At 49.5% G+C, this 25,157-nt stretch carries 22 protein-coding genes and 2 pseudogenes; 15 read left to right on the top strand and 9 right to left on the bottom strand.

Annotated elements, in window-relative coordinates; translation table 11 throughout:
• The first annotated feature begins 18 nt into the window (after window positions 1-18).
• The gene (locus Q0Y46_RS08200; RefSeq protein ID WP_295682277.1) at window positions 19-783 is read left to right on the top strand and encodes an RNA methyltransferase; all 765 of its coding nucleotides are present in this window, start codon (window positions 19-21) and stop codon (window positions 781-783) included.
• A 3-nt stretch (window positions 784-786) separates the two neighbouring features.
• Window positions 787-1,134: a hypothetical protein gene (locus Q0Y46_RS08205; protein WP_297946526.1), complete on the top strand. Its 348-nt coding sequence runs from the start codon at window positions 787-789 to the stop codon at window positions 1,132-1,134.
• A 5-nt stretch (window positions 1,135-1,139) separates the two neighbouring features.
• Here the strand turns inward: Q0Y46_RS08205 and Q0Y46_RS08210 are convergent, their stop codons facing one another.
• Entirely contained in the window at window positions 1,140-1,586 is a 447-nt protein-coding gene (locus tag Q0Y46_RS08210) for a zinc ribbon domain-containing protein (RefSeq protein WP_295682283.1), read from the bottom strand.
• A 258-nt stretch (window positions 1,587-1,844) separates the two neighbouring features.
• Here Q0Y46_RS08210 and Q0Y46_RS08215 point away from each other — a divergent pair, with 258 nt between their 5' ends.
• The 10 genes and pseudogenes from Q0Y46_RS08215 to Q0Y46_RS08260 all read left to right on the top strand — a co-directional run bounded on the left by Q0Y46_RS08215 (window position 1,845) and on the right by Q0Y46_RS08260 (window position 15,823).
• A complete protein-coding gene (locus Q0Y46_RS08215) occupies window positions 1,845-2,291 on the top strand; it encodes a hypothetical protein (protein ID WP_297946529.1) in 447 nt (148 codons plus the stop codon).
• 124 nt (window positions 2,292-2,415) lie between these two features.
• Entirely contained in the window at window positions 2,416-4,023 is a 1,608-nt protein-coding gene (locus Q0Y46_RS08220; RefSeq protein WP_297946532.1) for an FISUMP domain-containing protein, read from the top strand.
• Window positions 4,024-4,032: 9 nt separating this feature from the next.
• A complete protein-coding gene (locus Q0Y46_RS08225) occupies window positions 4,033-4,464 on the top strand; it encodes a dUTP diphosphatase (protein ID WP_297946535.1) in 432 nt (143 codons plus the stop codon).
• A gap of 144 nt (window positions 4,465-4,608) precedes the next feature.
• The gene (locus tag Q0Y46_RS08230) at window positions 4,609-8,211 is read left to right on the top strand and encodes an MBG domain-containing protein (RefSeq protein WP_297946538.1); all 3,603 of its coding nucleotides are present in this window, start codon (window positions 4,609-4,611) and stop codon (window positions 8,209-8,211) included.
• Window positions 8,212-8,332: 121 nt separating this feature from the next.
• Window positions 8,333-9,244, top strand: a complete 912-nt coding sequence (locus Q0Y46_RS08235) for a hypothetical protein (RefSeq protein WP_297946542.1) — start codon at window positions 8,333-8,335, stop codon at window positions 9,242-9,244.
• Between the two features lie 301 nt (window positions 9,245-9,545).
• Window positions 9,546-10,133: pseudogene (locus Q0Y46_RS14920) on the top strand (GTPase domain-containing protein); the annotation flags it as partial.
• A gap of 447 nt (window positions 10,134-10,580) precedes the next feature.
• Window positions 10,581-11,000 carry a roadblock/LC7 domain-containing protein gene (locus tag Q0Y46_RS08245; RefSeq protein WP_295682303.1) on the top strand — a complete coding sequence of 140 codons (420 nt, stop codon included), beginning with the start codon at window positions 10,581-10,583 and terminating at the stop codon, window positions 10,998-11,000.
• Between the two features lie 8 nt (window positions 11,001-11,008).
• Entirely contained in the window at window positions 11,009-11,470 is a 462-nt protein-coding gene (locus tag Q0Y46_RS08250; protein WP_295682305.1) for a hypothetical protein, read from the top strand.
• A 12-nt stretch (window positions 11,471-11,482) separates the two neighbouring features.
• Window positions 11,483-14,356 carry a hypothetical protein gene (locus Q0Y46_RS08255; RefSeq protein ID WP_297946549.1) on the top strand — a complete coding sequence of 958 codons (2,874 nt, stop codon included), beginning with the start codon at window positions 11,483-11,485 and terminating at the stop codon, window positions 14,354-14,356.
• Between the two features lie 15 nt (window positions 14,357-14,371).
• The gene (locus Q0Y46_RS08260) at window positions 14,372-15,823 is read left to right on the top strand and encodes a BamA/TamA family outer membrane protein (protein ID WP_295682309.1); all 1,452 of its coding nucleotides are present in this window, start codon (window positions 14,372-14,374) and stop codon (window positions 15,821-15,823) included.
• Between the two features lie 287 nt (window positions 15,824-16,110).
• Here the strand turns inward: Q0Y46_RS08260 and Q0Y46_RS08265 are convergent, their stop codons facing one another.
• Window positions 16,111-17,085 carry a KamA family radical SAM protein gene (locus tag Q0Y46_RS08265; protein WP_297946551.1) on the bottom strand — a complete coding sequence of 325 codons (975 nt, stop codon included), beginning with the start codon at window positions 17,083-17,085 and terminating at the stop codon, window positions 16,111-16,113.
• A gap of 41 nt (window positions 17,086-17,126) precedes the next feature.
• Here Q0Y46_RS08265 and efp point away from each other — a divergent pair, with 41 nt between their 5' ends.
• A complete protein-coding gene (efp, locus tag Q0Y46_RS08270; RefSeq protein ID WP_073189735.1) occupies window positions 17,127-17,711 on the top strand; it encodes an elongation factor P in 585 nt (194 codons plus the stop codon).
• Between the two features lie 75 nt (window positions 17,712-17,786).
• Here efp and Q0Y46_RS08275 read toward each other — a convergent pair whose 3' ends face one another.
• Window positions 17,787-18,083, bottom strand: a complete 297-nt coding sequence (locus Q0Y46_RS08275) for a HigA family addiction module antitoxin (protein ID WP_297946554.1) — start codon at window positions 18,081-18,083, stop codon at window positions 17,787-17,789.
• Window positions 18,084-18,091: 8 nt separating this feature from the next.
• Window positions 18,092-18,196 (bottom strand): annotated as a pseudogene (locus Q0Y46_RS14925) (type II toxin-antitoxin system RelE/ParE family toxin); the annotation flags it as partial.
• A 197-nt stretch (window positions 18,197-18,393) separates the two neighbouring features.
• On the opposite strand from Q0Y46_RS14925, the gene Q0Y46_RS08280 reads away from it, so the two are divergent.
• Window positions 18,394-19,464, top strand: coding sequence for a fibrobacter succinogenes major paralogous domain-containing protein (locus Q0Y46_RS08280; RefSeq protein WP_297946556.1), 1,071 nt, complete (start codon window positions 18,394-18,396; stop codon window positions 19,462-19,464).
• 173 nt (window positions 19,465-19,637) lie between these two features.
• On the top strand, window positions 19,638-20,960 hold the full coding sequence (locus Q0Y46_RS08285) for an FISUMP domain-containing protein (protein WP_297946558.1): 1,323 nt from the start codon (window positions 19,638-19,640) through the stop codon (window positions 20,958-20,960).
• A gap of 78 nt (window positions 20,961-21,038) precedes the next feature.
• On the opposite strand, the gene Q0Y46_RS08290 is transcribed toward Q0Y46_RS08285, so the two are convergent.
• The 5 genes from Q0Y46_RS08290 to Q0Y46_RS08310 all read right to left on the bottom strand — a co-directional run bounded on the left by Q0Y46_RS08290 (window position 21,039) and on the right by Q0Y46_RS08310 (window position 24,947).
• Window positions 21,039-21,788: a hypothetical protein gene (locus Q0Y46_RS08290; protein WP_297946560.1), complete on the bottom strand. Its 750-nt coding sequence runs from the start codon at window positions 21,786-21,788 to the stop codon at window positions 21,039-21,041.
• 23 nt (window positions 21,789-21,811) lie between these two features.
• Entirely contained in the window at window positions 21,812-22,543 is a 732-nt protein-coding gene (locus tag Q0Y46_RS08295; RefSeq protein WP_295682333.1) for a hypothetical protein, read from the bottom strand.
• Between the two features lie 72 nt (window positions 22,544-22,615).
• Window positions 22,616-23,104: a hypothetical protein gene (locus tag Q0Y46_RS08300; RefSeq protein ID WP_297946562.1), complete on the bottom strand. Its 489-nt coding sequence runs from the start codon at window positions 23,102-23,104 to the stop codon at window positions 22,616-22,618.
• Window positions 23,105-23,349: 245 nt separating this feature from the next.
• Window positions 23,350-24,078: a hypothetical protein gene (locus Q0Y46_RS08305; RefSeq protein WP_297946564.1), complete on the bottom strand. Its 729-nt coding sequence runs from the start codon at window positions 24,076-24,078 to the stop codon at window positions 23,350-23,352.
• Between the two features lie 107 nt (window positions 24,079-24,185).
• A complete protein-coding gene (locus tag Q0Y46_RS08310) occupies window positions 24,186-24,947 on the bottom strand; it encodes a hypothetical protein (RefSeq protein WP_297946566.1) in 762 nt (253 codons plus the stop codon).
• Between the last annotated feature and the right edge of the window lie 210 nt (window positions 24,948-25,157).

Consider the following 25,157-nt stretch of genomic DNA (forward strand, 5'->3'; position numbering starts at 1 on the left):
GATTTTATCTACAAAACTATGCGCAAATTCAGAGTTGTCCTTGTTGAACCGGAACACCCGCACAATGTGGGCTTTGTTGCCCGCGCCATGCACTGCTACGCCCTCGACGAACTGTATATCGTCTACCCGAGGCGTGACAAGGTAATTGAGAATTCCTACCATACGGCTCCCAACAGCCACGAGGTCTTGGACAAGGCGACTATCGTGCATAAGTTCGAGGAAGCCATCGGGGACTGTGCCTGTGCTGTAGCGTTCAGCCGCCGTATTTACGGGTCTGCCATCAAGCACACGATGATGCCCGGGCTTGCGGAACTGTTGCCCGAAAACGGGACCATTGCGCTTGTGTTTGGCCGCGAATCCTGTGGGTTAGAGACCGAAGAAGTGAACGCTTGCACGTACCAGTGCGAAATCCCGGTGCCGGGCCTCATGAGCCTCAATTTGGCTCAGGCGGTAACGGTGGGGCTCTACGAACTTTGCCGCAGCGGTGCGCTTGCGAATGGCGAAGGGCGCGCGAAGCGCGGGACCAAGGGAGCCTGCGAAACGGCCCCGGCGACGATTGACCAGATAGACAGTTTCAAGAAGTTCCTGGACCGCTATCTGACTGGGCAGTATCACGACCAGTCTTGGCGCGACAATTTTTTGAATACGCTGTTGCAGCGTCTGCATCCCACACGCAACGAGCTTTCCGCTTTGTTCGGGCTCATCCGTAACCTCGCGAAAAAGCCTGCCCGTTTGGAACAGGCCGCCGACAAGGCCGCCAAAGCCGCTGCTGAAACTAAATAAGTTATGGAAGTCGAATTCAACATTGCAGGCAGAATCCTTTCGGCGGGTGGCACGCGCGTCATAACGCTTGCCGAAATACTCGCTTCGCCTTTGGTTGCCGGGATTTCGTGCGCCGCCGACCTCACTGAAGATGTTCTCGCAGCTTACTGCAAGGCCGAATCCGAAAAATCCCAGTGCAAAGTATATTTGTGGAAAGACCGCGAAGAGTACGGCAATGCGAACGTGTTCAACGGCGGCTCCGATTACGAAGTCGTGAACGAGATTTGCTTCTTGTGCATCTACGACTGCGGAAACGAAATGGCCCGTGAAACCACGGACCACTGGAACGAAAAGATTGACGCTGTTATTTGACGCAGTTACCCAGCCCAGTGTTTTAATTGCGAAAGGTGCGAGTCGAAGAACTTGCGCCTTTCTGCATCTGGCGTATTTTCGGGGTTCGGCATGTGCGAAAGCATAAAGTCCAGTAGAGTGTCCTTGCTTGTGTAGGTGAACTTGCCGTCTACGTAGCACCACTTGCAGTAATCTTCGTTGAAGTTTCCGTCGACTTCGCGGCTGATGATCGCGTCGTCGCCGAGCGGCATGCCGCAGCACTGGCAAAAGAGCTGGCGCGGGGCGCCGAGCAGCGTGTTTATGGAAACATTGAATTCCTTCGACAAAACCTTGAGCATTTCGGTGTTCGGCTGCGTCTCGCCGGTTTCCCAACGGCTCACGGCTTGCCGGGTCACACCGACGCGTTCAGCCATCTGGTCTTGGGTGAGGTTATGTTTTTCGCGGATGTTCTTGAGAATTTCGTAGGTCTGCATTTAAACTCCTTTTGTTTACGGTTCAAATATACCTATGGCTTCGCAGAAAAACAAGAAACAGGCTGTTGCGTTGTGTAAAAAGAATGAGGCGCGAGGTTCGAGGCGCGAGGCTCGGGGTACGAGGTTCTAGTTCGGGCTATGTTTTTTTATTTTTTTATATAGGTTTTAATAGATTTGAAACGGAGTATATACTTTTCTATGTGCAAAGCAAAGTTTTCTTATACAGTTGTTATCGCAATAACAGCTTTTTGCGGTGCTATGATGTTTACGGGGTGCGGTGACGACAGCAGTAGTTCCGCTCCGGCCGATGAACCGGGGAACACGAGCAGCAGTTCGGTCATTTCTGTCGATTCGCAAGCCTCGTCTTCTAGCGTTCTAGGTGCCGAGTCTGTCGGGGAGTCTTCGAGCAGTGTCGAATCGTCTAGCGTTCAAGCCGCTGAATCCACCGAGGTGTCTTCGAGTAGTGCAGGATCCTCCAGCGAGCAGACTGCAGAATCTGCCGAACAGTGCTACAGAAGTGGTATGGCGACGATTACGCTTAGGAACATCGAAAATGTCAATTACAGTTGCCCGAACGGAAATACAATGTACGATCAAGACACTTGGATATATTATACATGCGAAGGCAGCCGTGTTGTCAAAATTCAAATGCCGCCTTGCAGCGGTGGCGATGTCTCCGGTGGCAACATGATTATTAATTTGTAACAATTCTTGCTCGTTTTTTTGCAGATTGTTTTGACGAATTGTCTGCAATGTGATATTTTTTTATCATAGACAAACTCGGTGACATTGCGTTTTTCTATTTGCATTGAATAAAGAGGTCATTTTTATGTGCAAAATAAAGATTTCTTATAGCGCCTTTATCGCAATAGTTGCTTTTTGCGGTGCCACAATCTTTACGGGATGCGGTGACGACAACAGTGCATCTGCAAATGACGATAGTTTGTCCTCGTCGGTGGAAAATTCGTCATGTTCCTCTCAAGGGAAATCTAGTTCTTCCAAGGATTCGGAAAAAGTTGATGCTGGTGATTCCTCCAATGAAAACAAAAAGGCTAAGTCGTCCAGTTCCGTTAAAGGCGATAATAAGTCCAGTTCTTCAAAAGAGAAAACCCTTGAAGAAAAACTTGGAAAATGCGAAGACAAGGGCCAGTTTGTAGTCCGTCACGTACAGGATGATGATGGAAACTGGTATTCCTGTTATCGTAGCGAGTGGTTGGAAGGAATGCTCGAAGTAGAAGACCCGGAATGGGGCGAAGAACCTGATGACCAATCCAGCAGTTCAGCTGCGCATGAAGGCGATGTCCTTGTCGATAGCCGTGACGGAGAATCCTATAGGACGGTTTATATTGGCTATCAACACTGGATGGCTGAAAATTTAAGATATCGTGCGGATGAATCTGATACGGCTAAGGCCGGAAAATACGGCCGCTATTATTCTTGGACAACGGCGATGGATACTGCAGAATCTCCTTGTGCTTTTGAATTGTGCAAGTTTAGCCGAGTCCAGAGACAAGGTATCTGTCCGGACGGTTGGCATCTTCCTTCTGCTGATGAATGGGAAATTTTTATCGATGAATTAAGAAAACTCGATTCGGACCCATTCAAAGTTGTTATCGATGAAAAAGACTGGGGCGAATCCGGTAATAATTTGACGGGATTTACCGCTTTGCCTACAGGGTATTATTCTGGAGGGACCCGCTATAGATCCTTTCAAGCGCATTTTTGGAGCTCAAGCGTTCCTCGCGCTGGTTCAGTTTATCCGGAATATGCCAGTCATCTAAAAATTACTGAGGACAACATTGGTATAAATTCGATAGAAAAATATGTTGAAATGCCTGTTCGTTGTATAGAAAATTCAGAGGAGTCGGAATTGCTGGATTACCTGATCCAGAAGGAATATAGCGGTGCATATGGAGAATTGCTGGACCCGCGCGACGGAAAGAAGTACAAAACGGTTGTTCTGGAAAATAGGGAGTGGATGGCGGAGAACCTCGATTACGAAACTCCTGCGAGTGTCTGTGGTGGTGCTGCAGATAGCTGTGCTAAATATGGACGACTTTATCCTGACTCTGAATACCGTAGTGTTTGCCCTGATGGTTGGCGTGTTCCCAATGATTCTGATTTCTTGGCTTTACGGCTTTTTAGTGGATTCGGCTATGTGATGGGACATTATATGAAATCGACTTCGGGCTGGGTGGTGAGCGATTCCGTCAAAGAAGTGTATGATGGTAATGGGGCCAATGTATGGGGATTGAATATTCTTCCGCAAGGTGTTTATTCGGATTCGTTGTCGTATCAAAATGTTTATGAATATTCTGGATTCCGTATAGATTACGGAGAGAAAAACTATGTTTTCTATGTTGAAGCAAAGAAAAAAAATGGCAGGATCCGTGAACGTGATGGTTATTACTTTCCAGTCCGTTGTGTAAAGGAATGATTTTATCATATGTCGAAGACAATCAAAATTCAATACCTCGACGATTCCATCCCGAAACTCACTTACGTTGGCGGCAAGTCCGACTGGATTGACCTCGCGGCGGCGGAGACCGTGGTGCTCAAGGCGGGCGAGTTCAAGCTCATCCACCTGGGTGTCGCGATGAAGTTGCCCGAGGGCTACGAGGCGCATATCGCCCCGCGCAGTTCCACGTTCAAGAATTTCGGCATTCTGCAGGCGAACTCGGTGGGCGTTGTCGATTCCAGCTACTGCGGCGCGAACGACTGGTGGAAAATGCCGGTGTACGCCACCCGTGACGTGACCATCGAGAAGGGAAGCCGCATCGCGCAGTTCCGCATCATGGAAATCCAGCCGACGCTCACCTTCGAAGAAGGCTCGCTCGACGGCGCCGACCGCGGCGGCTTCGGCAGCACGGGTATCTAATTTTCACCCTATAGACAATCTGTTCCTTTTACAAATTTGTCCATAAGTTCAACGTCGTTGACGCGTTTGTATTGTTTTTGTAACTTTATTGTATCTTTTCATTTGGACGTTTTTTTGCGTCTAAAACAATAAAAGGAATAGAATATGGGAAAAAGTCAACAATTGTGGTTTGCCCGCTGGGGCTTGGCCTTAATTACGGTGTTATTTATGGCGGCAACGCCGTTTGCTCAGGATTCCGCTTCTGTCGTTCCTGAACTCGCCATCACCGAGCAGCCCGCCGCTATTTCCATTGCAGAAAAGGACAAGCCGGTTACGATCACTTTCGCAGCCCAGAAGGGTGAAGAAACTGTCTCGTACCAGTGGTTCAAGTCTGCCGACGGCTCTACGGAAAACGCAGAAGCCATCGAAGGGGCCAACGAAGGCTCGTTCAGCACGGACGTGTTTACCGAACAGGAAATCCGTTACTATTTCTGCGTCGCGACGGTTGGCGAAGAAACCGTGACCTCGGATGTCGCGGCCGTGGCCTACACGGGACTCCCGGTGCTGTACGTGAATACGCCAAAGGGTGTTGAAATCACGTCAAAAGAGGACTGGACCAAGAAAACGTTCTTGACCTTGAGAGACGCCGGAAAAGCTGATTGGAATTTTGAAGATGTGCAGACAAGCATCCGTGGTCGTGGCAACTCGACTTGGGAACAGGATAAAAAGCCTTATGCTCTTAAATTGAATGACAAACGGGAAATCATGGGCATGTCCAAGCACAAACGCTGGGTTTTGATTGCCAATTATCTGGACAACAGTTTCCTGAAGAACCACATGGCCTTCTTCTTGAGCAAAAATCTCAAAATGGATTACACGGTCAAAGGAAAGTATGTGAACCTTGTGTTCAACGGTGTTTACCGAGGCCTTTACTGGCTGGGTGAAGCAATCAAGGTCGACAAGGCTCGCGTGAACATCTACGATGGCGAAGACGGAATGACCGACAATCAGGACAAGGACCTTTTGATCGAGATGGACAACCATTACGATGAAATCGTCAAGTTTACGAGCTCGATTCGAGAAATGCCCTACATGGTCAAGAACGACGATTATTTCTACGACGAAGATAATGATAACAACATGACCAGCGGAGGCTATGCCCGTATCAAGCGTTTCCAGGACAAGATCAAGGCTCTGGAAAAACTGCTTTATCCGGACTACGTGGACGGAATGAACACCAATGATTGCGCTGCTCCCGATGAAGCATACACGAAAGTCATCGATGTTAAATCCTGGGCCAAGTTCTGGCTCATCAACGAAATCATGGACAATACGGAATTGAATGAACCCAAGAGTGCGTATTTCTCCTATGTGCACAAGGATGAGGGTGATGTATTCAAAGCAGGCCCCGCATGGGATTTCGATGCCGGTGCGTCGACAGACAACGCTCCCGTCAAACTGGATACCAGCATCTATTACAACGCATTGTTCAAGTCCCCGCTGTTTATCTCGGCATTGGAAGAAGTTTGGGAAGAATACAAATCCATGATTGACGCAAGCAAGATCAATGCCGAAATTGACCTCATGCGCGATACCTTGAAGGTCGCAGCAAAGGTCGATAGCCTGAGGTGGGGTGTCCATTTGGACCTCTCCGGAATCGAGCGTCCCGATTATGACGCCTATGTGGATTTCCTCAAGTCTTCCTTGGACAACAAGTTTGCCGTCGTCAGTGACTATATATCGGCTCTGCCCCAGAAAGAGACCATATCTCCGAAATTGGCTCTTGCTACCGATACGTTCGAATATAACGGTGCCGAGAACAAGCCCGCCGTCTTGATTACAGATGAAGGGAACGAACTTGTCGAAGGGGAAGACTATGTCATAACTTACGCAGACAATATTGATGCCGGAACCGCAAGGGCAATTTTCAATGGTATTGGGAATTATGCGGGCTGGCAGGAACTTCCGTTCACGATTACTCCGAAGCCGGCCACTGTGTACGTTATAGATACACTAAAGATGTATGGCGAAAGCGACCCTGAATTACCTTATCGTGTTGAAGGCCTTGTCGAACGCGATGGAGTCATGGAAACCGTGGTAAATCTGGAATTGTTCCGTGCTCCGGGCGATACCGTGGGCATATACGGCATTAGCACCGCATGGAGCATGATTCCCAACAGCAACTACGACTTGAAAGCAATACCCGGCTGGTTTAGAATCGTTCCGGATAGTACGGAAATTCTCGTTACTGTCACCGGACATAAGGATTCCTTGGTGTATGACGGCACAGAACAATCCGTAAGCGGTTTCGACATGGTCTCCAACCGGGAAGCCTATTCCGTTGATTTTGTCAAGTACACAGGCGATTCCACCGTCACCGGAACCAATGCCGGGACCTACGCGATGGGTCTTGCCGACAGCAACTTTGCAAACACCTCCAAGAACTACTCGAACGTATCGTTTGTTATCGACGACGGAAAACTCGAAGTCCTCCCGAAGCCGGTCTCCTTGACCATTGCTAACGCCTCCAAGACCTACGGAGAAGAAGACCCTGAATTCACCTATACGACCGAAGGCCTCCTCACGTTCAATGAAGTCGAGGACTCCCTGAAGAACGTGACGCTCACGCGCGAAGAAGGAACGGATGCGGGCGAATACGCCATCACGGCTAATGTCGATGCCGATTCCAATGCCAACTATGCTGTGAAGGTCAATAACGGCGTGTTTACGATCAATCCGGACACGACGAAGGTTGTCGTCACTATCAAGGGCCATGTGGATACTTTGACATTCAACGGCAAGAATCAGTCTGTACACGGCTTTGATTTTGCCTCCAGCAATGAGGCCTATACATTGGATTTTGTCAACTTCACTGGTGATTCGGTTGCAACTGGAAAGGATGCAAAACAGTTTACGATGGAACTTGCCGATACAAATTTCAAGAATGTATCTGTCAATTATTCCAACGTGGAGTTCAATGTTAAAAATGGAAATCTCGTGATTCTCCCGAAGCCGGTTACCCTGACTGTTGCGAACGTATCCAAAACATACGGAGATAAGGACCCGGAACTCACGTATACCGTAGAAGGGCTTGTTAAGATTGATACGGTTCAAGATGAGTTGAAAGACGTGACGCTGAAGCGCAAGTCGGGTGAGGATGTTGGTGAATATTCCATTACCGCTTCTGTAAAGGGCAAGTCCAATCCGAACTATATCGTTTCTACGACCAAGGGCGTGTTCAAGATTAACCCGGATACGACGAAGATTGTCGTCACCATCAAGGGCCATGTGGATACGGTGGAATACGATGGCAAGAAGCATACTGTACACGGCTTTGACTTCTCTTCGGACTGCAGCTCCTATTCGATTGATCTTGTCTCCTTTGGGGGCGATTCCGTTGTGTCTGGGACCAAGGTCAAAACCTATTCGATGGGGCTGACTTCCGATCAATTCAAGAATTCTTCGGCAAATTATTCTAATGTGGTGTTCAAGGTCAAAGACGGAAATCTCGTCATCGTGAAACCGAAAGAACAGGATGGCCTGATCGCTTCTCCATCTAGAGCGACGCTTTTGAGGTTGACGACAATGGACCGCCGCATTCAGGTGAACAGCACCATGATGGGCAAGCCTTATGCCGTCTTTGACATGCAGGGTGTTGTCGTGCAGTCCGGCCGTGTGGATGCGGCAAGCTTCGAAATTCCTGTTTCGAAGTCGGGTGTCTACATGGTCCGTGTGGGTTCCTTGGCCCAGCGCGTGAACGTCAAGTAATTCTCTTTCAAAACATCTTTAACCAAAGACGGGGCCTGCGTAAAAAGCGCAGGTCCTGTTTTATGTAGCGGAACATGTAGAGCCAAACATGGATGTCGTGAAAAAAACTATTTTGTGGAAGATGATGAACCTTATTAAAAAAATGTTGTTTGCCGCCAGCATCGCCCTGTCGTTGTCTGGCTGTCTCATAGAATCCCTGGATGACGAATCCGATTATTGCGATACGCATGAATGCCTGCCTTCTACCGAAATCCGCCATCGTCCGACCTCGTTTGCGATTGAATTGCGGGCTGACGATTCTTCCCAGGTCGCGAAGCTTTACACGGTTGACTGCAAATACCTTCCTGGTGAAGATTCCTCAAAGTTCAGCACCTTCTGTGTCGATAGCGTCAAGTATGGCGATAGCGACGAACTGCACTATCTGCCGCAAAAAAGCAAGCACGAGGAAGACACCGGAGACCTGGAAGTTGCCGTAAACGGCACCCTGCGGCCACAATTCGCAGATATCCCGATGGATGATGATGGACACTTGCGATTTACCCTTGTCGACCACAATAACGAGGAAAAACCGTTTGATCTAGACCTGTCGGATTATATCGGTATCTACGAGCTCCATGGGGATACTTTTGATTTTGTATTTCCGCCTTATACCAAATTTACAGCATACAGTTACGACAGCACTTTTGACATAAGCCAATTGCCCAAATCCTTTACTACAACTAAGGAAGACGACTGTTTCTATTACACGGTTTCCCTTGACGATATGGGTCATGAGGATAGATTTACGTTGAGCAGGTCCTGCTACAAGATGGAGCTTTCCGATGCAAACGGGTCTCTTTCGCTTTCCAATTTATATTCCCTTCCCCGAATGAAGGAATCCGTAAGAGATTCGCTACCTCAGGCGGATAGGGAAGAAATGCGGCACTTGCGGACAATCCGTCATCCATGGCATACAGAAACCCGCCTCGATAAACAGGGCCCCGATGGCGAAGACGATTTTACCATATTTGTGATTTACGGCGGATATCGGTAGTTGCCGTAATCCCAATTTTACGTAGTTTTTGGCCGCTTTGGCTATCTTGACCTTTGCTGTGTTTTTTGTAGCTATACGGGTCGGCTCGACAGAATTGAATAAACGTGTGCAAATGTGCAGTGTTTGGCGCGGGCTTTGTACTCTTTCTTTGCCATCGGTGATTTGCGTTTGAGCCCCTTTTGCTGATGATACTTATGGAATGGCTGTATGCGTATGCCATGGGGGTGTATTTTTTATCACTTTCGTGTGTGCAAGTTGTTGATTTTTACTAGATTATGAAACTGAGTACCAAGGATTAGAGATGTCTTCTATAAATTTTGCAACACGTGAAATTAGCTGTAAGGTGGTTTATTACGGACCTGGTTTGAGCGGCAAGACGACAAACTTGCAAGTCATTCACCAGAAAATGCCACAGGACAAGCGCACCGACATGGTTTCGCTTGCGACAGAAGGCGACCGTACCCTGTTTTTCGACTTCCTTCCTTTGAATCTTGGCGACATTAAGGGCTTTAAAACTCGTTTTCAGCTGTATACGGTTCCCGGTCAGGTTTATTACAACAGTACGCGAAAGCTTGTTCTTCGCGGTGTCGATGGTATCGTTTTTGTGGCTGACTCCCAGCGTTCCCGCCAGGCGGAAAACATCGAGAGTTTACAGAACCTGAGGCAGAATCTTCAGGATTACGGGATGGACTTGGACGATCTTCCGTTCGTGCTCCAGTACAACAAGCGCGACATGGAAAACGTTTTTACACTGGACGAGATGAATGCGGAATTGAATCCGAACAAGGTCCCGTTCTTCCCGGCTACAGCCCACAACGGCAAAGGGGTCGTGACAACGCTCAAGACCATTGCCATGCTTGTGATCGAGAAGTTTAACGTGAAGCAGGGATTCCTCCGCAAGGCCGCCGAAAGCGTGAACAACACGGGCGTCCACAGCGTTTCCCTGACCAAGGATGGCGTATCTGTCGCTAATGAACAGCATCAACAGCAGCCGCAGCAACAACAACCGCCGCGTGCGCCTGCGGCGCCTCCTGCTGCGGCCCCGCATCAGGAACGCCAGGCATCTCCGTTCCGGATGCCGTCGTTCGCTGCAAAGCCGCCAAGTGGCAATGTTTCGTCTAGCGGTGCCAGTTCGGGGTCGGGCCTGTTCCAGAAGGGGGCCACATCGTCCCCGTTCGGACGTCCACGCGCAGTCGCTCCGTCCCGCATGCCTACATTCGGTCGTGAACTTTCCAAGCCCAACCAGGATGTGTCGGACGACGATATCGAATTGCGCCCGTACATTCCCAAGAAGAAGTAGGCGGCAACAAGTTTATTTGAGGCAAATAGGTTTATCATGAGTGATTTTACGATTTATTCGGAAGATGCCGGCAAGGTTCGCCGTCTTATGCTTGCTTACCAGGCAAGCGTCAAGGCTGAATACATTGTTCTTTGCCATCGTGACGGTTCCATTATTGCCGAAGTGGGTTCTATCGGGACCGATGCGACTCCGCTTGCCGTTCTCAGCACGGCTTCGTTTGACTCTGCTCGCCAGATTGGCATGATGCTCGGTGGCGAAAATTTCCAGTCTGTTTCGTATGGCGGCGAAAACCGCTCCATCTATATTGCTCCGGTGGACCAGGCTTTGCTCTTGGTGCAAATTTTCCCGGGTTCCCGCCTTCCGAACCGTATTGAAGATTTTAACCGCATGCTTGTCGAAAAACTTGTCGACGCGGTTCCCGCGTTTACCCAGAATACCAGCAGGCTGGTTCGATAGGAGTGTCTGTGGCAGGGCTTCCGCCACTACGTTATCTTAGAAAGACGACAATCATTGTCATTGTCGTTTTTTTGGCTTTCTTGGTACACCGTGTGGTGAATTCCCTGATGGAAAACGAGGTTGTTCAGGATGTCGATGAAGCTGAACTTTCACTTGTTCAGAGCGTCATCTGTCGCCATATCGTGAGCGGCTCCCCGTTTGGCCAAGACAGCGTTTTCGAAGAAAATATCCGACTCTATTTCTATACTGCAATCCCCAATATCAAGGATTACAAGGACGACACGTTGCTCACGGTCTGGTATCGCGGACTCGATACCGTGCAGACCGTCCCTTGCAGTTTGACGGGTGACGTGTGCTTTTCCATGATAGCGCCGTCGCTGCTCCAGCCTGGCGAGTGGAGCGTCGATTTGGTCGACAAGCAGAGGCTGCTTTCCAGCCGCCAATTCCGTATTGAACCTGCCGAAAGGTAATAGGTAGCCCTCATGCGTTTTTCCGTGAGCTTGGCTTTGCTTGCCGCGGGTTGTGCGTTTGCCTTGGATGTCGATTCTCTCCCCGTATGGAACCCGGATTACCTTGTTCGTGGTAACGCTCCGTTGTACCCTACGGATACGACGGATATTTCGCATTCTAAATTGGTGACTCACGGTTACAAGACGATGCAGGTAACTGTGGGTGATGGCGGTACGCAGGTGGATCAGGAAATGCGGCTGAGTATTCAGGGCAACTTGACCGACAGCGTCTATGTCGATGCGCTCCTCTCGGATGTCGACCGCAAGGCGGGGGAGCAGACGACCGCGACATTGCAAGAAGTGGACCAGATTTATTTTAGGGTGGAATCTCCGCATTTTTTGCTGCACCTAGGTGATTTTACCTGGCACGACGAATCGATGGGTTTGTTCGGGTTCGAACGTTCTACGCTCGGTGCAATGGTTGGTGCGCGGGCGGGGTATTCCGAGGTGCGCGGCGCCGTGGGTACCGACGAGGTGGAACGTTACTCTGTGACATTCAATGGGGTGCGTGGCCAGCGAGAAGGCTATTCCATTGGCACGGGGGGTAACTACCTTTCTGTGGTGCCTGGGTCGGAGAAGGTCTGGTTGAACGGCATTGAACTGGAACGAGGCAAAGATTATGTTGTCAACTATGCGGGTGGCTTGCTCGATTTCAAAGGGACGCTTGTTCCCGGCAACGACGACGAAATCCGCGTAGATTACGATGCTTACGACGATGATAATGTTTATACAATGTATGCGGCCAAGGCGAAATACCGTCACCCGAACATCCACATGGATGTTTCTGGGTTCAGGCTGGAAAACGACGTGAAGCGCCTGAGGCATAATAGCTGGACCGATGACGATTACCGCTTGCTGAAAAATGACGATGGCGGGGAACTGGAACGCGATGATTCGCTGGGCCACCTCGCTAGGCCCACCCAGACCGATAGGATGGGGGCGAGGCTCCGCTTGCAGGCGGATCATCGCTTCTATGCCGACCTCGAAACGGCCTTGGGCCGGAAGGATTCCAATATAGTGTCCGACAAGGTGGATGGCCCGGAAGGGCGCGCTTTCCGCTGGTACGTGACTTCGGACTCTTCTTATGGATTGCGCAAGTTCCCGCTCTCAATTTCGGTGTACGGGAACTATATCGGCGAGGAATTCGGCAGTTCTGAGTTTGTCGGGACCGACCGGGATTGGAATTCGTATAAACTTATTGACGAGTGGGATTTGGACAGTAACGGCATTTCAGGGAATTTGAGACACGATGAACTTGCCTTGCGTATGAGGCTTTGGGATAATTTGTTCTCTACGGTGAAATGGGGCTACCGCCGTGCCGATGGCGAAGAGTGGAATTCTTCGAGAACGGCTGTGGGCTTGACTCACTCGGATAGGGCGATCCATAGCGAACTGGAACTGATTCGCGTCGCTTCGGTGCAAGAGTTGGAACGCACTCGTTACCAGGCGACCGCCAATGCGGAGTTCAGGCAAGGCTTTGTCCGGCCTTTTGGCGAGATGGATTTCCGCTATACGGAAAGCGATTCTATTGCACGGAAGGGTGACCCCTTGTACGAGGTGGGGTATGGAAGGTCGTTGGGCGGGATTGCCTTGGTGGACGACGGCTGGAATATTCGCGAAGCGCTGGGGACAAAACTTGCAAAGAAACGCGAGCGGGCCGAAAGGGAAAGCGAGTGGGAAGATTCCCTCGTGACCTATGTGTGGCAGCAGTCTGCCGACGCGAACTGGAAGTATTTCCAATTGACGCACATGTTGCAGTACGAATATTCTAAGCTTGCAGAAGAAGGCGATCAAGATGCGTGGGTGGGCGAACTCAATGCGAATTTCGGGAACCGGAACGAATGTGTTTACGGCAACGTGGCGTACAAACTGGGCATGACAGAGGAACAGACTTACGTGTCGGTGTACAAGGCTGTAGCTCCGGGTACGGGCGACGTGCGTTACGATAGCCTCACGGGCGTGTTTATCGAGGGCGTAGATAATGGCGATTTTGTGTACGAGGGCAAGGGCCGCAATGATTCTGTGGGGGCTGTCCTTGCGTCCAATTCGGCATTCAGTGCCGATCTTGAACTAAAACCGGCGCAGGCGTTTGGGGTAAAGCATGGTATCTTGCGCGATATTGTCTTGGGCGGTTCGTTCAGTTCAGAAGGCGAGGATACGACTGGCAAACATCTCTATTTCCCTCCCGTGACGAGTTCTGCGCTCCGTGAAATTTCGTCGGGTACGCTTTCTTGGGAAGGGCGGCTTGAATGGTCTCATCCGAGGGGATTTTCGGCATCGTATTCGCCGGGTGCAGATTACGAAAAAATGCTTTCGTCCTATTCGTATTTCCGTGAATCGTTCCGCCATGAAGCGACTCTCGGGATGCAGGTGAAGGAGAACCACTATGTCGGGGCTTCGGGCCAGCTGGAAACGGTTGACTTGACGGCGCTCCAGGTGTTGGAATGGAAAACTCGCGATGGCTCGTTGCGCTACCGATACAGTTTCCTTGACGGCTTCCATGTGGAGCCCGGTGCGCGCCTCCGTTATGGCGATGGGCACGACGAAGTGGGCTATGAGTTCGATGCTTTGTTAAGGGAGGGCTCGCTCCGTGTCGGTTACGAACGCGAAGAGAAGGTCAATGCCTTTGTTCAGTTTGCGGCTGTCCAGATGGAAAGTGGCGGCGACATGATCCCTTACCAGATGATGTCCGGTTACGGCGAGGGGCGCACATACCGATTAGAAGCGTCGCTTTCGCTTGATTTGAACAAGAATATCTCTGTGGCGTGCCACTATGTGTTGCGTTTTGGTAATGCCGAAGAAAATATTTTCCAGAAATTGAGCAGCGAGGCGCGCGCTTATTTCTAGGGTGAAGAGGATTTGATGGTCGATGTGAACGAAAAACTCCAGGTGCAAGCGGCTCGGGTTCGCCATTCTCGGGCAGGGTGGAATTTGTCTGCCCTGTTGTTTGCTGTGCTGTTCCTGGTTGTTTTTTCGCATGCCGGTGAAGGCTGCCGCATTTCCCGTATTGAATGGCGAGGGAATCCCATTGACTTCGACAAGGCCCAGATGGAAAGTGTTGTCGGCAAGCCGTGCGATGCTTGGCTTGTCGCGCGGAAAAAACTGGTCGACTATTACGAGAATCATGGTTTTATTGCCGTGAAATTGGAAGGTTCCGTTGATAGTGCGGGCGTTTTGTCGTTGGATTTCGAACGGGGGATGGGCTGGGTCTGGGCCCCTGCCGAAAACTTGGATTCCAGCGGGACGAAACCCGAGGTGTTCCGGAAATTGAGCGGCCTTGAGGCGGGCGAGCCGGTATCCCTTTCGGATTTGGAACGTTCGGAGCGGAAACTGGCCCGTTTGGGTTATTTCGAGATGACTTCACCGACGCGCCTGTTCCGTGACCCAGTCCGCAACAGGATTTTCCCCGTGTACAGTATGCGCAAGGCATCGGTTTCGCAGGCAGAAGGGGTGCTGACCTATTCCAGCGAAGACAACGTATGGGAAGGCTTGATTGACGTGAACCTCTACAATATCGCTGGTACGGCGCGAGACTTGATTTTGGAAGGCTATACAGGCGACGATGCCCGACACATGTTCGGCAGCTACAAGGAACCCTGGATTTTAGGGACGAACTGGAACTTGATTGTTCGCGGACGGTTTGACGAGGAAATTTTTGATGACGAAGATGATGCCGAAAGGGAAATCGTCGGTGAACTGGGCGTGACGCGCGAAATCGGTTTTGATTTCACTATTGGTGTATTCCTTGGCATCAGCGAAGACGGCAAACTTTCTTCGCTTGAAATGTCGTATGTGTCGCTCGATCGGTTTGTATTGCCGCGCAACGGTTGGCGTATGGATGGCTCCCTCACGTGGAAGATGGACCGCCCTGATTCCTTGGACAATTTCCTTGATGCGCACGCCCGCGTGGTGACGTACATGCCGTTGTACGGGAACTTCATAACCCGTTTCACGGGGGCTGCGGGCGGAGTGTTCCCCACCGATGCGGCCGTCAAGCGGATGGACCTTTTCTCGTTGGGAGGCTTGGATTCTTTCAAGGGGATGCAGTACCACATGCTGCGCAGTCGCAGTTACGGATTTTCTGAAATGGCTGTCCTTTGGCAGGATGGTTACGACTTGAGTATCGAAGTTTTCTACCAGCCTGGCCTTTACCGGCGTATGGCTCCGGGGCATGGCTGGGCACGCGAACAGGGCTACGGCCTCGGCTTTACGCAGTACCGTGGCAACTGGAGCGTGAACATCTATTACGCATTGAGGAATGGCGAGAATTATCTCGATGGAATCATCGGGTTCGGCGTCAAGACGTTGTTCTAGCGATGAGGCTCCAGGCTCGGGGCCCGAGCAGTGAGCTGTGAGCAATGAGCGCTGAGGCTAGAGACTAGAGGTTAGAGGCTAGTGAAAAGAATCACGCACTTCGTGCGTCAATATAAGACGGCGAAGCCGTGATATTTCTCCCTAGCCCCTAGATCCTAACCCCTAACCACCAACCACTAACCACCAACCACTAACCACTAATCACTTCCCACTTCCTACTTCCTACTTCCTACTTCCTACTTTATCTCTCGTCTCTCGTCTGTAGGACCGAAGGTCCGTTCTCTCGTCTAAATAGGCGTCTTACTCTTTTCCCCAGCAATCTCCCTCACGAGCTTTGGTACAAGGTAACCGGGGAGCCTGGTCCGGATTTCGGCGATGAGTTCCCGTGCGCGGTCGTCGTCCACCTCGAAGTGCGCGACCCCGTTCGCGTGGTCCAACTGGTGCAGGTAGTAGGGGAGGACTCCTTGCGTAAACAGCTTGTGGCTCAGCTTTTCGAGCGTCGCCGCATTGTCGTTCACGCCCTTCAGCAGCACGCTCTGGTTGAGCAGTGTCCAGCCGCTGAAACGCAGGTGCCCGAATACCATCTGTGATTCCTCGTCGAGTTCGTCGGGATGGTCCACATGCGAAACAAGCACGCATTCGAAGCGGGCGGGCAGTTCGCGGAGGAGTTCGAAGTGCTGCATGGCAATGTCGGGGCGGATTACGGGGAGCCGCGTATGGATGCGAAGCGTTGTCACGGAGCCGTGTACGGCGATAGTTTCTACGAGGTCGCGGAATTCGCCCGGGCCGAGCGTGAGCGGGTCGCCTCCCGAGAGGATGACTTCCCAGATGTCCGTGTGCGTGTCGAGCCAGTTGCCCACATGCCCCGCGATGTCGGGAATGTTCTGGAACGGATAGTTCTTGCGGAAGCAGAAACGGCAGCGCATACCGCAGGTGGCGGTCGATACAACGAGGGCGCGCTTGTCGTATTTCTGGATGACGCAGTCGGACTTGCCTGCGGGGAGGTCGCCCACGGGGTCGTCAACGAATCCGGGAACCTTCTCGCGCTCTGCCATGAGCGGGAGAACTTCGCGCATCAGCGCTTCGGGCTCGGCGGATTTCTTGATGAGGTCGGCGTAGTGCCTAGAGCAGATAAACGGGAATTTCGGGTCGGAATCTAGCGTGGCGGGGGCGAGGACCTCGGTGATGCTGGCCGCTTGGTCGGCGCCCAAATAGTCGAAAAATTCGGAAATTTGAGTAAAAACTTTAACAGATGTTTCCATTATATTGCTAAATTTAGAATCAAAATCAACAAGAGGATAATATGGGTACTGTAAGCACCAACGAATTCCGCAAGAAGCTCAAAATTATGGTCGACGGCCAGCCGTACGAAATCATCGAGAACCAGTTTGTGAAGCCGGGCAAGGGCCAGGCTTTCAACCGCGTCCGCATCAAGAACCTGGTGACTGGCCGCACTCTCGAACGTACCTGGAAGAGCGGCGATACTGTCGAAGAAGCCGACGTGACCTACACTGAGATGACGTATTTGTACAACGACGGTTCCACCTGGTACTTCCTGGACAACGATTCCCAGGAAACCATGGAAATCCCGAAGGAATCCCTGAACGGCTGCGAAGTGTGGCTCCTTGACGGCGCTACCGTCGAAGTCACCTGGTGGAAGGACCCGAAGAGCGGTTCTACCTTGCCGATCGAAGTCATCCCGCCGACATTTGTCGACCTGATGATCGTGGAAGCTCCTCCGGCAGTGCAGGGCAACACCAGCGGTAACGTGATGCGCGAAGCCATCCTCGAAACCGGCGCCAAGGTGATGATCCCGCTGTTCATCGAGAACAACACCAAGATTCGCGTGGACACCCGCGACGGTTCTTACCTCGAACGCGCTAAGTAATATTACTTGCAAAATGTCATTCAAAATGCTCCTGGCTTTGGCCGGGGGCTTTTTTACGTTTAAAATAGTTGCAAGCTATGCGACAGCGAAAGGCTTGATTTCTTCGAGTTCTTTCGAAAGCCCTATCTTGAGATTTCGGATGTCGATGTCGTCTTGCAGGGAGATGAAATAGTCGTCGGATACGCCAAGAAACTTGGCAAGTCTCAGGGAGGTGTCGACGGTAATTCGCCTGCGGTCGTGAAGGATGTCCTGAATCCTGGAAACGGGAACGTTGATTGCCTGGGCGACCTTGTAGGCGGAAAGTCCCATGGGCGTGAAAAACTCTTCGTTCAGAATCTCTCCGATTGTCGGTGTTTTGATGTATTTTTTCATAAAAACTCCTAGTGGTAATCAACAATTTCAACGTTGTAAAACTGTCCTTCGTTCATTGTAAAGCAAATACGCCATTGGTCGTTAATTCGGATAGAATATTGCCCTTCTCTATCTGCAAAACTATGTATCATATAATATACCTATTTCACGTGTATATGTCAAGCGGGTATGTTTTTAGAAAACCTTTAAGGTGTCCCTATCTTTAAGACGGATAAAGGGGATAAAATGAGCCGAAAAATTTTGTTTATGCGCACTTTTTTACATTGCAGAAACATTAGATGTTATATTTAGTGCGGATAATAGGAGGAATATGTCGAATTTGTTCTCTAGGTCGTCTTTGCGTGCTAACATAGTGACTGTGGCAATGGCTGCTTTCTTTCTCGCGGCTTGCGGTGGCGATGGCAATAAAGCCAATGAACCGGACCCTTCTGCCGAGGCCGATTTTGTAGTGGATACTTTCGGCGATCTTTCTGTTTGCACCGGCAACCGCGAAGGCGCGACCGCCTACGTGAAAGACGAAGATCACGATTACATCTGCACTAACGGTGATTGGGCCATCGACACCAACGCCGATACTCGCAAAAAATCAAGCAGCAGCAAAGACAAAGCGAAATCATCCTCCTCGCGTCATTCCGAGGACTCTTCCTCTTCGCGTCATTGCGAGGACTGTAAGGACGAAGCAATCTCCAGCAGCAGTTCGGCGAAATCTTCATCAAGTTCAGTCACTTTGGCCACGCCCTGCAAAACCGAAACGGAAGACAACTGCGAATACGGCGAGTTGGTGGATGCTCGCGATGGTCAGACATACAAGACGGTGAAAATTGGTGATCAATGGTGGATGGCCGAAAATCTGAATTATAAAGTAGACAGCAGCTGGTGTGGCGGTGGACGCGTTGAAAATGAAGGAGACTGCTCCAAGTACGGTCGTCTCTACACTTGGGCTGCCGCAGTTGGTAGGTCTGAAGATGATTGTGGCTATGGCCATATTTGCAGCCTTTTCGGCAAGGTGCATGGCGTGTGTCCTGAAGGCTGGCTTTTGCCCGATACCACGGAATGGAGCAAACTGTTTACCGCAGTGGGCGGAGAAAGCGTTGCTGGCAAGATGCTCAAGGCGCAGACTGGCTGGGGCTGGAATAATTACAATGATTCAAGTGGTAACGGTACGGACGCCTACGGTTTCTCTGCGCTCCCTGCTGGTGGCAGATACAATGATGGCAACTTCATCAATGAAGGTCTCGACGCTAAGTTCTGGAGTGCCACTGAGGACAATAGCGACCGCGCCTACTACATGAGCCTGTTCTACCACAGCGATCATGCGTACTTGAACAACAGCCTCAAGCGCTTCGCATTCTCGGTTCGTTGCCTGAAGGACGATCCCTAACCCCTTCAAAATCCACGCATTGACAATCTATCTATAAAACAAGGGCGCTTCGGGCGCCTTTTTTGTGCTGGTGCGTATAAATTGCTTGGTTTTGTAGGTCTTATATGGTCTGAGGTGGGGAAAAACATGATTTTTTTATTATATTTCGTTTAAAATAAAAAAAATGAGGAAATATGACGAATTTATTCTCTAAACAGTCTCCCTGGAGCTGCGCAGCAGCGGCAGGGGTCTTTGCACTTCTGTTTACCGCCTGTGGCGATGAGGTTACCGAAGTGACCGAGGTTAACCAGGTAGTCGGGATGCAGGTGCTGGAGGCGGGCGACGCCTTGCCCAAGTGCACCGCAGACAACGAGGGTGCGATGGTGTATTCCGTGGATTCTGCTGCAGCATACTACTGTGTTAACAGAAATTGGACCTCGATGAAGGGTAAAGACGGAAAAGACGGCGCCGATGGAAAGAATGGAAAAGATGGGAAGAATGGTACAAATGGGAAAGACGGTGCCAAGGGTGACCCGGGCGTAAAAGGTGATTCTGGTGCAACGGGTAATAATGGCCTTTCTGCTTATGAAATCGCCAAAGCCGACGGCTATACGGGAACTGAAGAAGAATGGATTACTTCGCTAAAAGGTGACCCAGGAGCCAAGGGCGACACGGGCGTGGCGGGTACCAGTTGCTCCGCCGAAGAAGATTCTGTCGGAGTAAAGATTACTTGTACCGACGGCAAGTCGTTTACGCTGAGCAATGGAGCTGATGGTAGTGATGGCAAGAATTGCGAAATTGCGCGTGATACGAATGGAGTTATCACCCTGACGTGTGGCGAAGATACAACGATGCTTTATAAAGCGATGTGCGGAACCAAACCTTACGATCCTGCAAAACAACTCTGTGACTTCCGAGACATGCAACTCTACAGGGTAGTGACCATCGGCGAACAGACCTGGATGGCGGAGAACCTGAACTATAAAACAGAAAATAGCTACTGTTACGGGGAGACCGCAAGCGATCCCAAGACAGAAAACTGCACCAAGTACGGTCGTCTCTACACTTGGGCTGCTGCGATTGATTCAGTCAAGCTTTATAAGGATAAGGCCCTAGACTGCGGTTATGGTAAGACTTGTTCTCTGCCTGATACGGTGTACGGTATTTGTCCGCCGGGATGGCACTTGCCTGATTCCACGGAATGGAGCAAGCTGTTTACCGCAGTGGGCGAAATAAGCGAGGCTGGCACGAAGCTCAAGTCGCAGACTGGCTGGAATGATTACAATGGTACAAGTGGCAACGGTACGGACGCCTACGGTTTCTCTGCGTTCCCTGCTGGTATCAGAAACGGCATTGGCTTCTATAAAGAGGGTCTCTGCGCTTACTTCTGGAGTGCCGCTGAGAAGAAAGATAGCTACAACGCCTACCACATGGGTCTGGACTACAACTATGAGACTGCGTACTTGAACCGCATCAATGAGGACTTCGCACTCTCGGTTCGTTGCCTCAAGGATTAACAAGCGCCAGGACTAGCTATTAACGCAAAACATTCTTGAACACCCGGGCGATTTCGCCCGGGTTATCTTTTAACATGGTCAGTGCGAGACTCTAAAAGCCAAGCCGAATGTATGGCTTGTGTGGGATACAGTTTCACTGTAAATGGTCTTTTTCGTATGATTGTACAGGTTGCCTTGTTTGCTCTCAAGTTTGCCGATGGTATAGTTTAAAGCGAATCCGTAATTCCATAACCTGCTGAGCCGCCATTCTTTGCCAAATTCAAATTTGCAGTAGATATCTACAGGTGCAATCACTGTCGATGAGTCTTTGTACACTTGGTTGTGGTCGTGTTCGGTCATTTGGATGATGTCAACGACAAAGCCTGCATTGATTCCTATGAAACTGCCGTACAAAGGATTCCCTTTGTCTTGAATGGGGTAGAATTCTCCGCCTCCACCAAAAAGGATTCTGAAAATGTCGTTATTGTTTTCCTTGAAAGAATAATTTTCGTCCTGTTGTCCGATATTTTTTTCTTCGTCTTTTTCTTCGTACGATCCTATGCCATACCCTAATCCGGCTACTCCGTAAAAGGAAACAATGTTGTTAAAGGATTTGCCGCAACGGAGATCTAAAAGAGACAGGACTCCAGAAAATTCTTCCGTTGATTTTGAATCGTCGATAGACGATTCCACGTTGAATATGTTTGTCTCTGTTGTGTAGAAAAGTCCTAGGTTCGCAGAAAGGTAGAGCCCAAGGTGTTCTTGAAAGATTGGCTCGTTTTGGTTAGTTTCGTATTGTGCTAATGCACTTGTTACGACTAACAGCAATGTCGAAACAATTCTTTTCATGAGGGCTCCAGTCAAAGAATCTTTTAGTGCGTAATTCTAACCGCCAAACCGACGGTGTGACTGGATTGGGATATTTCTTCTGAGAAATTGGCATAGGAATCATTTTCATCCATGAAACCGATGGCGTAATTCAATGTGACGCCAAAACTCCAGCGTCTGCTGAACCACCAATCCTTGCCGACTTCAAAGCGGAAAAAGAAATTTCCGATATCGGCGCAATCTATTTCGTCTTTATCGATATAATCAAAAGAATGGTCGGTATGGTAAATGTTGTCTATTGCTACACCGGCACTGAGCCCTAGGAATAGGCCATAAAGGGAATTATCCATGTCTTGGATTGGGTAGAATTCTACGCCTAAGCCATAAATAAATCTATAGTCTTCATTGTGGCTTTCCGCCTCTTCAAAAGAAAACTCATTGAATTTTTCGCCGGTGTTTTTTTGCTCGTCTTCGTAGGAACCTGTCCCGTAGCTAAATCCGCCAGTTGCGTAAATAGATACTAGGTTTGCTATGGATATGCCGAGTCGGATTTCGTTGTGTGTTATGAGTCCTGAAAAATTATTCGTTTCCTCGTATGTGTATTTTTCGTATATGTCGGTCGTGGCCTTCGTTGTAGATGTATAAATGAATCCGAGGGCTTTATTGAAGTAGAAACCTCTATGGGCATGATAATATGGATCGCTGCTGGGGGATGTTTCGTATTGGGCGAACACGCAAGATGCGATAAACAGGAGCGAAACGATAATCCTTTTCATTTTAAGGCTTTTCCCTTTGCTGGGCTAGATGCGTATGGAATATGTTAAAATGACAAAATGCCTGTTGCTAATTTAGTGCGATAGCCGGAGCGTCAGGCCGATTGCGTGATTCTTGTAGGTATCCCTTTCGTTGTCGTATTCACTTGTTGCATCGCCGGCTGTATAATTCAACGCGACTCCGTAACTCCAGCGTCTGCTGAACCACCAATCCTTGCCGACTTCAAATCGTGCGAAATAGTAGACGAAATCATGATGGTCTAAAGCCATGTCGATTGAAAGGCCGATGGTGAGCCCGATGAAAATGCCATAGACTGGATTCAACTTGTCTCGGATGGGATAAAATTCTGCACCGCCTCCAAAAAGGAATTTCAACAGTCTTTCATCACAATCGATTTTTTCGTTAAGGGTGGTGTCTTCGGCATAATCGGAGACATATTCATAATGTCCGCTTCCAGTGCCGACGCCTAGAGCTCCATATATGGATATTAAGTTAGCGATTGAAGCTCCGAGTCGAATTTCCTCGTAAGGGAGCAGATAACCGTTAATCTTTGAGTCTTCCATGTTCTTGCTTGTGGTAAAACCGTAATGGTGACGAAGGTAGGTATAGGCAATCGATAAACCATTCGAAAAATAGAACCCCCTGTGTTGGTGATAGTACAAATCAGGTTGCTCGATCAAGTAAGACGATGCGGGGAGGGCTTGATAATTTTGAGCCTGTCCAATTTGATTTTGTGCGAAGATGCTGGCTGCAATCAGCAGTATTGTTGTAATTGTTTTTTTCATGAGGAACCCTGACAATGAAATGTTTAGTGTGCAATCCTGAACGCCAGGCCGAACGTGTTGCTTGAAATGGTCTCTACGTTCGTCTGGCCTTCGTATTGCCCGACATCTGATTCTGAATCTCCGAGGGTATAGCTGATTGCAACGCCGATGCACCAGCTCCTGCTAATCCACCACTCCTTACCGACCTCCAGTCGTATAAGGGCGTTGATCAGGGTTGTTGTTTTTGTCTTTTCATCGTCTTCTTTTTCGAGATGGGTGATTTTGTCAAACATCATGCCCAGGGAAGGTCCGAAGAAAAGCCCGGAGAATATACTATTGTCGTCCCTGATGGGGTAAAATTCTCCGCCTATACCAAAAGCGTACCGTGTGTCCGAACTTGCATTGTCTTCGAAGTATTTGTTTTCATAATCTTTATCGGAATTGCTTTCGGGATCTTTGACGGAATATTTGGTTTCTTCGCTGTATGAGCCCGACGCATAGCCCACTCCAAGGAGGGCGTAAATAGAGGCGAAGTTCGCAATGGATATGCCAATCCGCGATTCGCTGTAAAAAAGTGGGCCGGAAAAAAGAAGTATTTCTTTTTCGGAACCGAAGGATCTGTTATACTTGGTTGTCTGGTCAATAGAGGTGTAAGCAAACGCAAGGTTTTGCGAAAAATAAAAGCCCCTGTGTTCTCCTGGATATGTCGCTGCACTGATTTGCGTAGATGCGCAGAGTGCTGCTAAGAGTATCGCAGAAAAGACTTTTTTCATTTGTATTTCCTTCTTGGAACCGGAATGCGGATAAAATATATATATAAATGATAAATAGCGTATCAATAAAAAAGAAATGAGACGCCCTCTACGGCTTCAATCGGTTCCTAGTGCGCAATCCGGATGGCTAGGCCGAAGGTGTGGCTTGTTGTGGTTTGCTCCTCTTTTCTGGAACCGCTGTAATCGTTGTTAGGGGATTCCGTGTGCATAAATCCGCCGAAGGTGTAGTTGAACGATGCACCAACTCTCCAGCGCGTGCAGAACCACCAGTCGTAACCGGCTTCAACTCGGCCAAAGAAGTTGTGGAAGGTCTCGTCGGAGTTCTGGAAGTGATATTCGGAGGTGATTTCCGCCGCTTCAAAAGCAAAGCCCCCGCAAAGTCCGAAAAATAGGCCGTAAAGCAGGCTTTCCTTGTCTTGAAGCGGGTAAAAATCGGCCCCTAGGCCGAGAAGCATTCTCATGGTTGTTGCGGATGCTTCCTCCGTCCTTTCATAATCGTCTTCTTTATTGCGATACGTGTCTTCAATGTCGCCTGTACCGAGGCCGAATGCAAAAGTTCCGTAAATACCGGCAACGTTGAGGTAGTAAGCGCCAAGCCTGGCTTCGATAAGGGGAGGTATCCAACCTTTGAATGAAATATCGTCGGTCCCTTCGTCTCCCCAGTTCTCTCTTTCGTAATGCTTGCTTAAGGATTCATAGGCGAAGGTGAATACGGTCGCGAAATATATTCCGTCGTGTGCGTGATAGTAGTAGTCCGTTTTGTCGACGGTACTTTTTGTCTCGTTGCCGGTTTGATCAAGTTGTGCAAAAGTGAACGATGCAAATAAAAGCGTTGCCGCTATGATTCTGGTGTAGATAGATTTTTTCATATTCTTGTTAGTGTGCGATCCTGAACGTTATGCCGAAATTGCCAACAGCATCGTAGAAAAGAATTTTTTCATCTGTATTTCCTTCTTGGATCAGGATTGCGGATAAAATATATATAAATGGTAAAAAGCGTATCAACTAATAGCGTTTATTATAAAAAGAGGGGGGGGGGCTTTTTGAGCTTTTTTTATTATTTTTTGCTTAAATCTTCT

Origin of the sequence: uncultured Fibrobacter sp., from assembly GCF_947305105.1 — a bacterium.
In the GTDB taxonomy this organism is placed as follows: Bacteria; Fibrobacterota; Fibrobacteria; order Fibrobacterales; family Fibrobacteraceae; genus Fibrobacter.

Coding starts and splice junctions, on each gene's coding strand:
- Q0Y46_RS08300 (WP_297946562.1), bottom strand. CDS start 23,104: ATGGAAGACTCAAAGATTAACGGTTATCTGCTCCCTTACGAGGAAATT.
- Q0Y46_RS08280 (WP_297946556.1), top strand. CDS start 18,394: ATGTCGAATTTGTTCTCTAGGTCGTCTTTGCGTGCTAACATAGTGACT.
- Q0Y46_RS08310 (WP_297946566.1), bottom strand. CDS start 24,947: ATGAAAAAATCTATCTACACCAGAATCATAGCGGCAACGCTTTTATTT.
- efp (WP_073189735.1), top strand. CDS start 17,127: ATGGGTACTGTAAGCACCAACGAATTCCGCAAGAAGCTCAAAATTATG.
- Q0Y46_RS08290 (WP_297946560.1), bottom strand. CDS start 21,788: ATGAAAAGAATTGTTTCGACATTGCTGTTAGTCGTAACAAGTGCATTA.
- Q0Y46_RS08230 (WP_297946538.1), top strand. CDS start 4,609: ATGGGAAAAAGTCAACAATTGTGGTTTGCCCGCTGGGGCTTGGCCTTA.
- Q0Y46_RS08215 (WP_297946529.1), top strand. CDS start 1,845: ATGATGTTTACGGGGTGCGGTGACGACAGCAGTAGTTCCGCTCCGGCC.
- Q0Y46_RS08295 (WP_295682333.1), bottom strand. CDS start 22,543: ATGAAAAGGATTATCGTTTCGCTCCTGTTTATCGCATCTTGCGTGTTC.
- Q0Y46_RS08305 (WP_297946564.1), bottom strand. CDS start 24,078: ATGAAAAAAGTCTTTTCTGCGATACTCTTAGCAGCACTCTGCGCATCT.
- Q0Y46_RS08205 (WP_297946526.1), top strand. CDS start 787: ATGGAAGTCGAATTCAACATTGCAGGCAGAATCCTTTCGGCGGGTGGC.
- Q0Y46_RS08260 (WP_295682309.1), top strand. CDS start 14,372: ATGGTCGATGTGAACGAAAAACTCCAGGTGCAAGCGGCTCGGGTTCGC.
- Q0Y46_RS08220 (WP_297946532.1), top strand. CDS start 2,416: ATGTGCAAAATAAAGATTTCTTATAGCGCCTTTATCGCAATAGTTGCT.
- Q0Y46_RS08285 (WP_297946558.1), top strand. CDS start 19,638: ATGACGAATTTATTCTCTAAACAGTCTCCCTGGAGCTGCGCAGCAGCG.
- Q0Y46_RS08265 (WP_297946551.1), bottom strand. CDS start 17,085: ATGGAAACATCTGTTAAAGTTTTTACTCAAATTTCCGAATTTTTCGAC.
- Q0Y46_RS08255 (WP_297946549.1), top strand. CDS start 11,483: ATGCGTTTTTCCGTGAGCTTGGCTTTGCTTGCCGCGGGTTGTGCGTTT.
- Q0Y46_RS08235 (WP_297946542.1), top strand. CDS start 8,333: ATGATGAACCTTATTAAAAAAATGTTGTTTGCCGCCAGCATCGCCCTG.
- Q0Y46_RS08245 (WP_295682303.1), top strand. CDS start 10,581: ATGAGTGATTTTACGATTTATTCGGAAGATGCCGGCAAGGTTCGCCGT.
- Q0Y46_RS08225 (WP_297946535.1), top strand. CDS start 4,033: ATGTCGAAGACAATCAAAATTCAATACCTCGACGATTCCATCCCGAAA.
- Q0Y46_RS08275 (WP_297946554.1), bottom strand. CDS start 18,083: ATGAAAAAATACATCAAAACACCGACAATCGGAGAGATTCTGAACGAA.
- Q0Y46_RS08210 (WP_295682283.1), bottom strand. CDS start 1,586: ATGCAGACCTACGAAATTCTCAAGAACATCCGCGAAAAACATAACCTC.
- Q0Y46_RS08200 (WP_295682277.1), top strand. CDS start 19: ATGCGCAAATTCAGAGTTGTCCTTGTTGAACCGGAACACCCGCACAAT.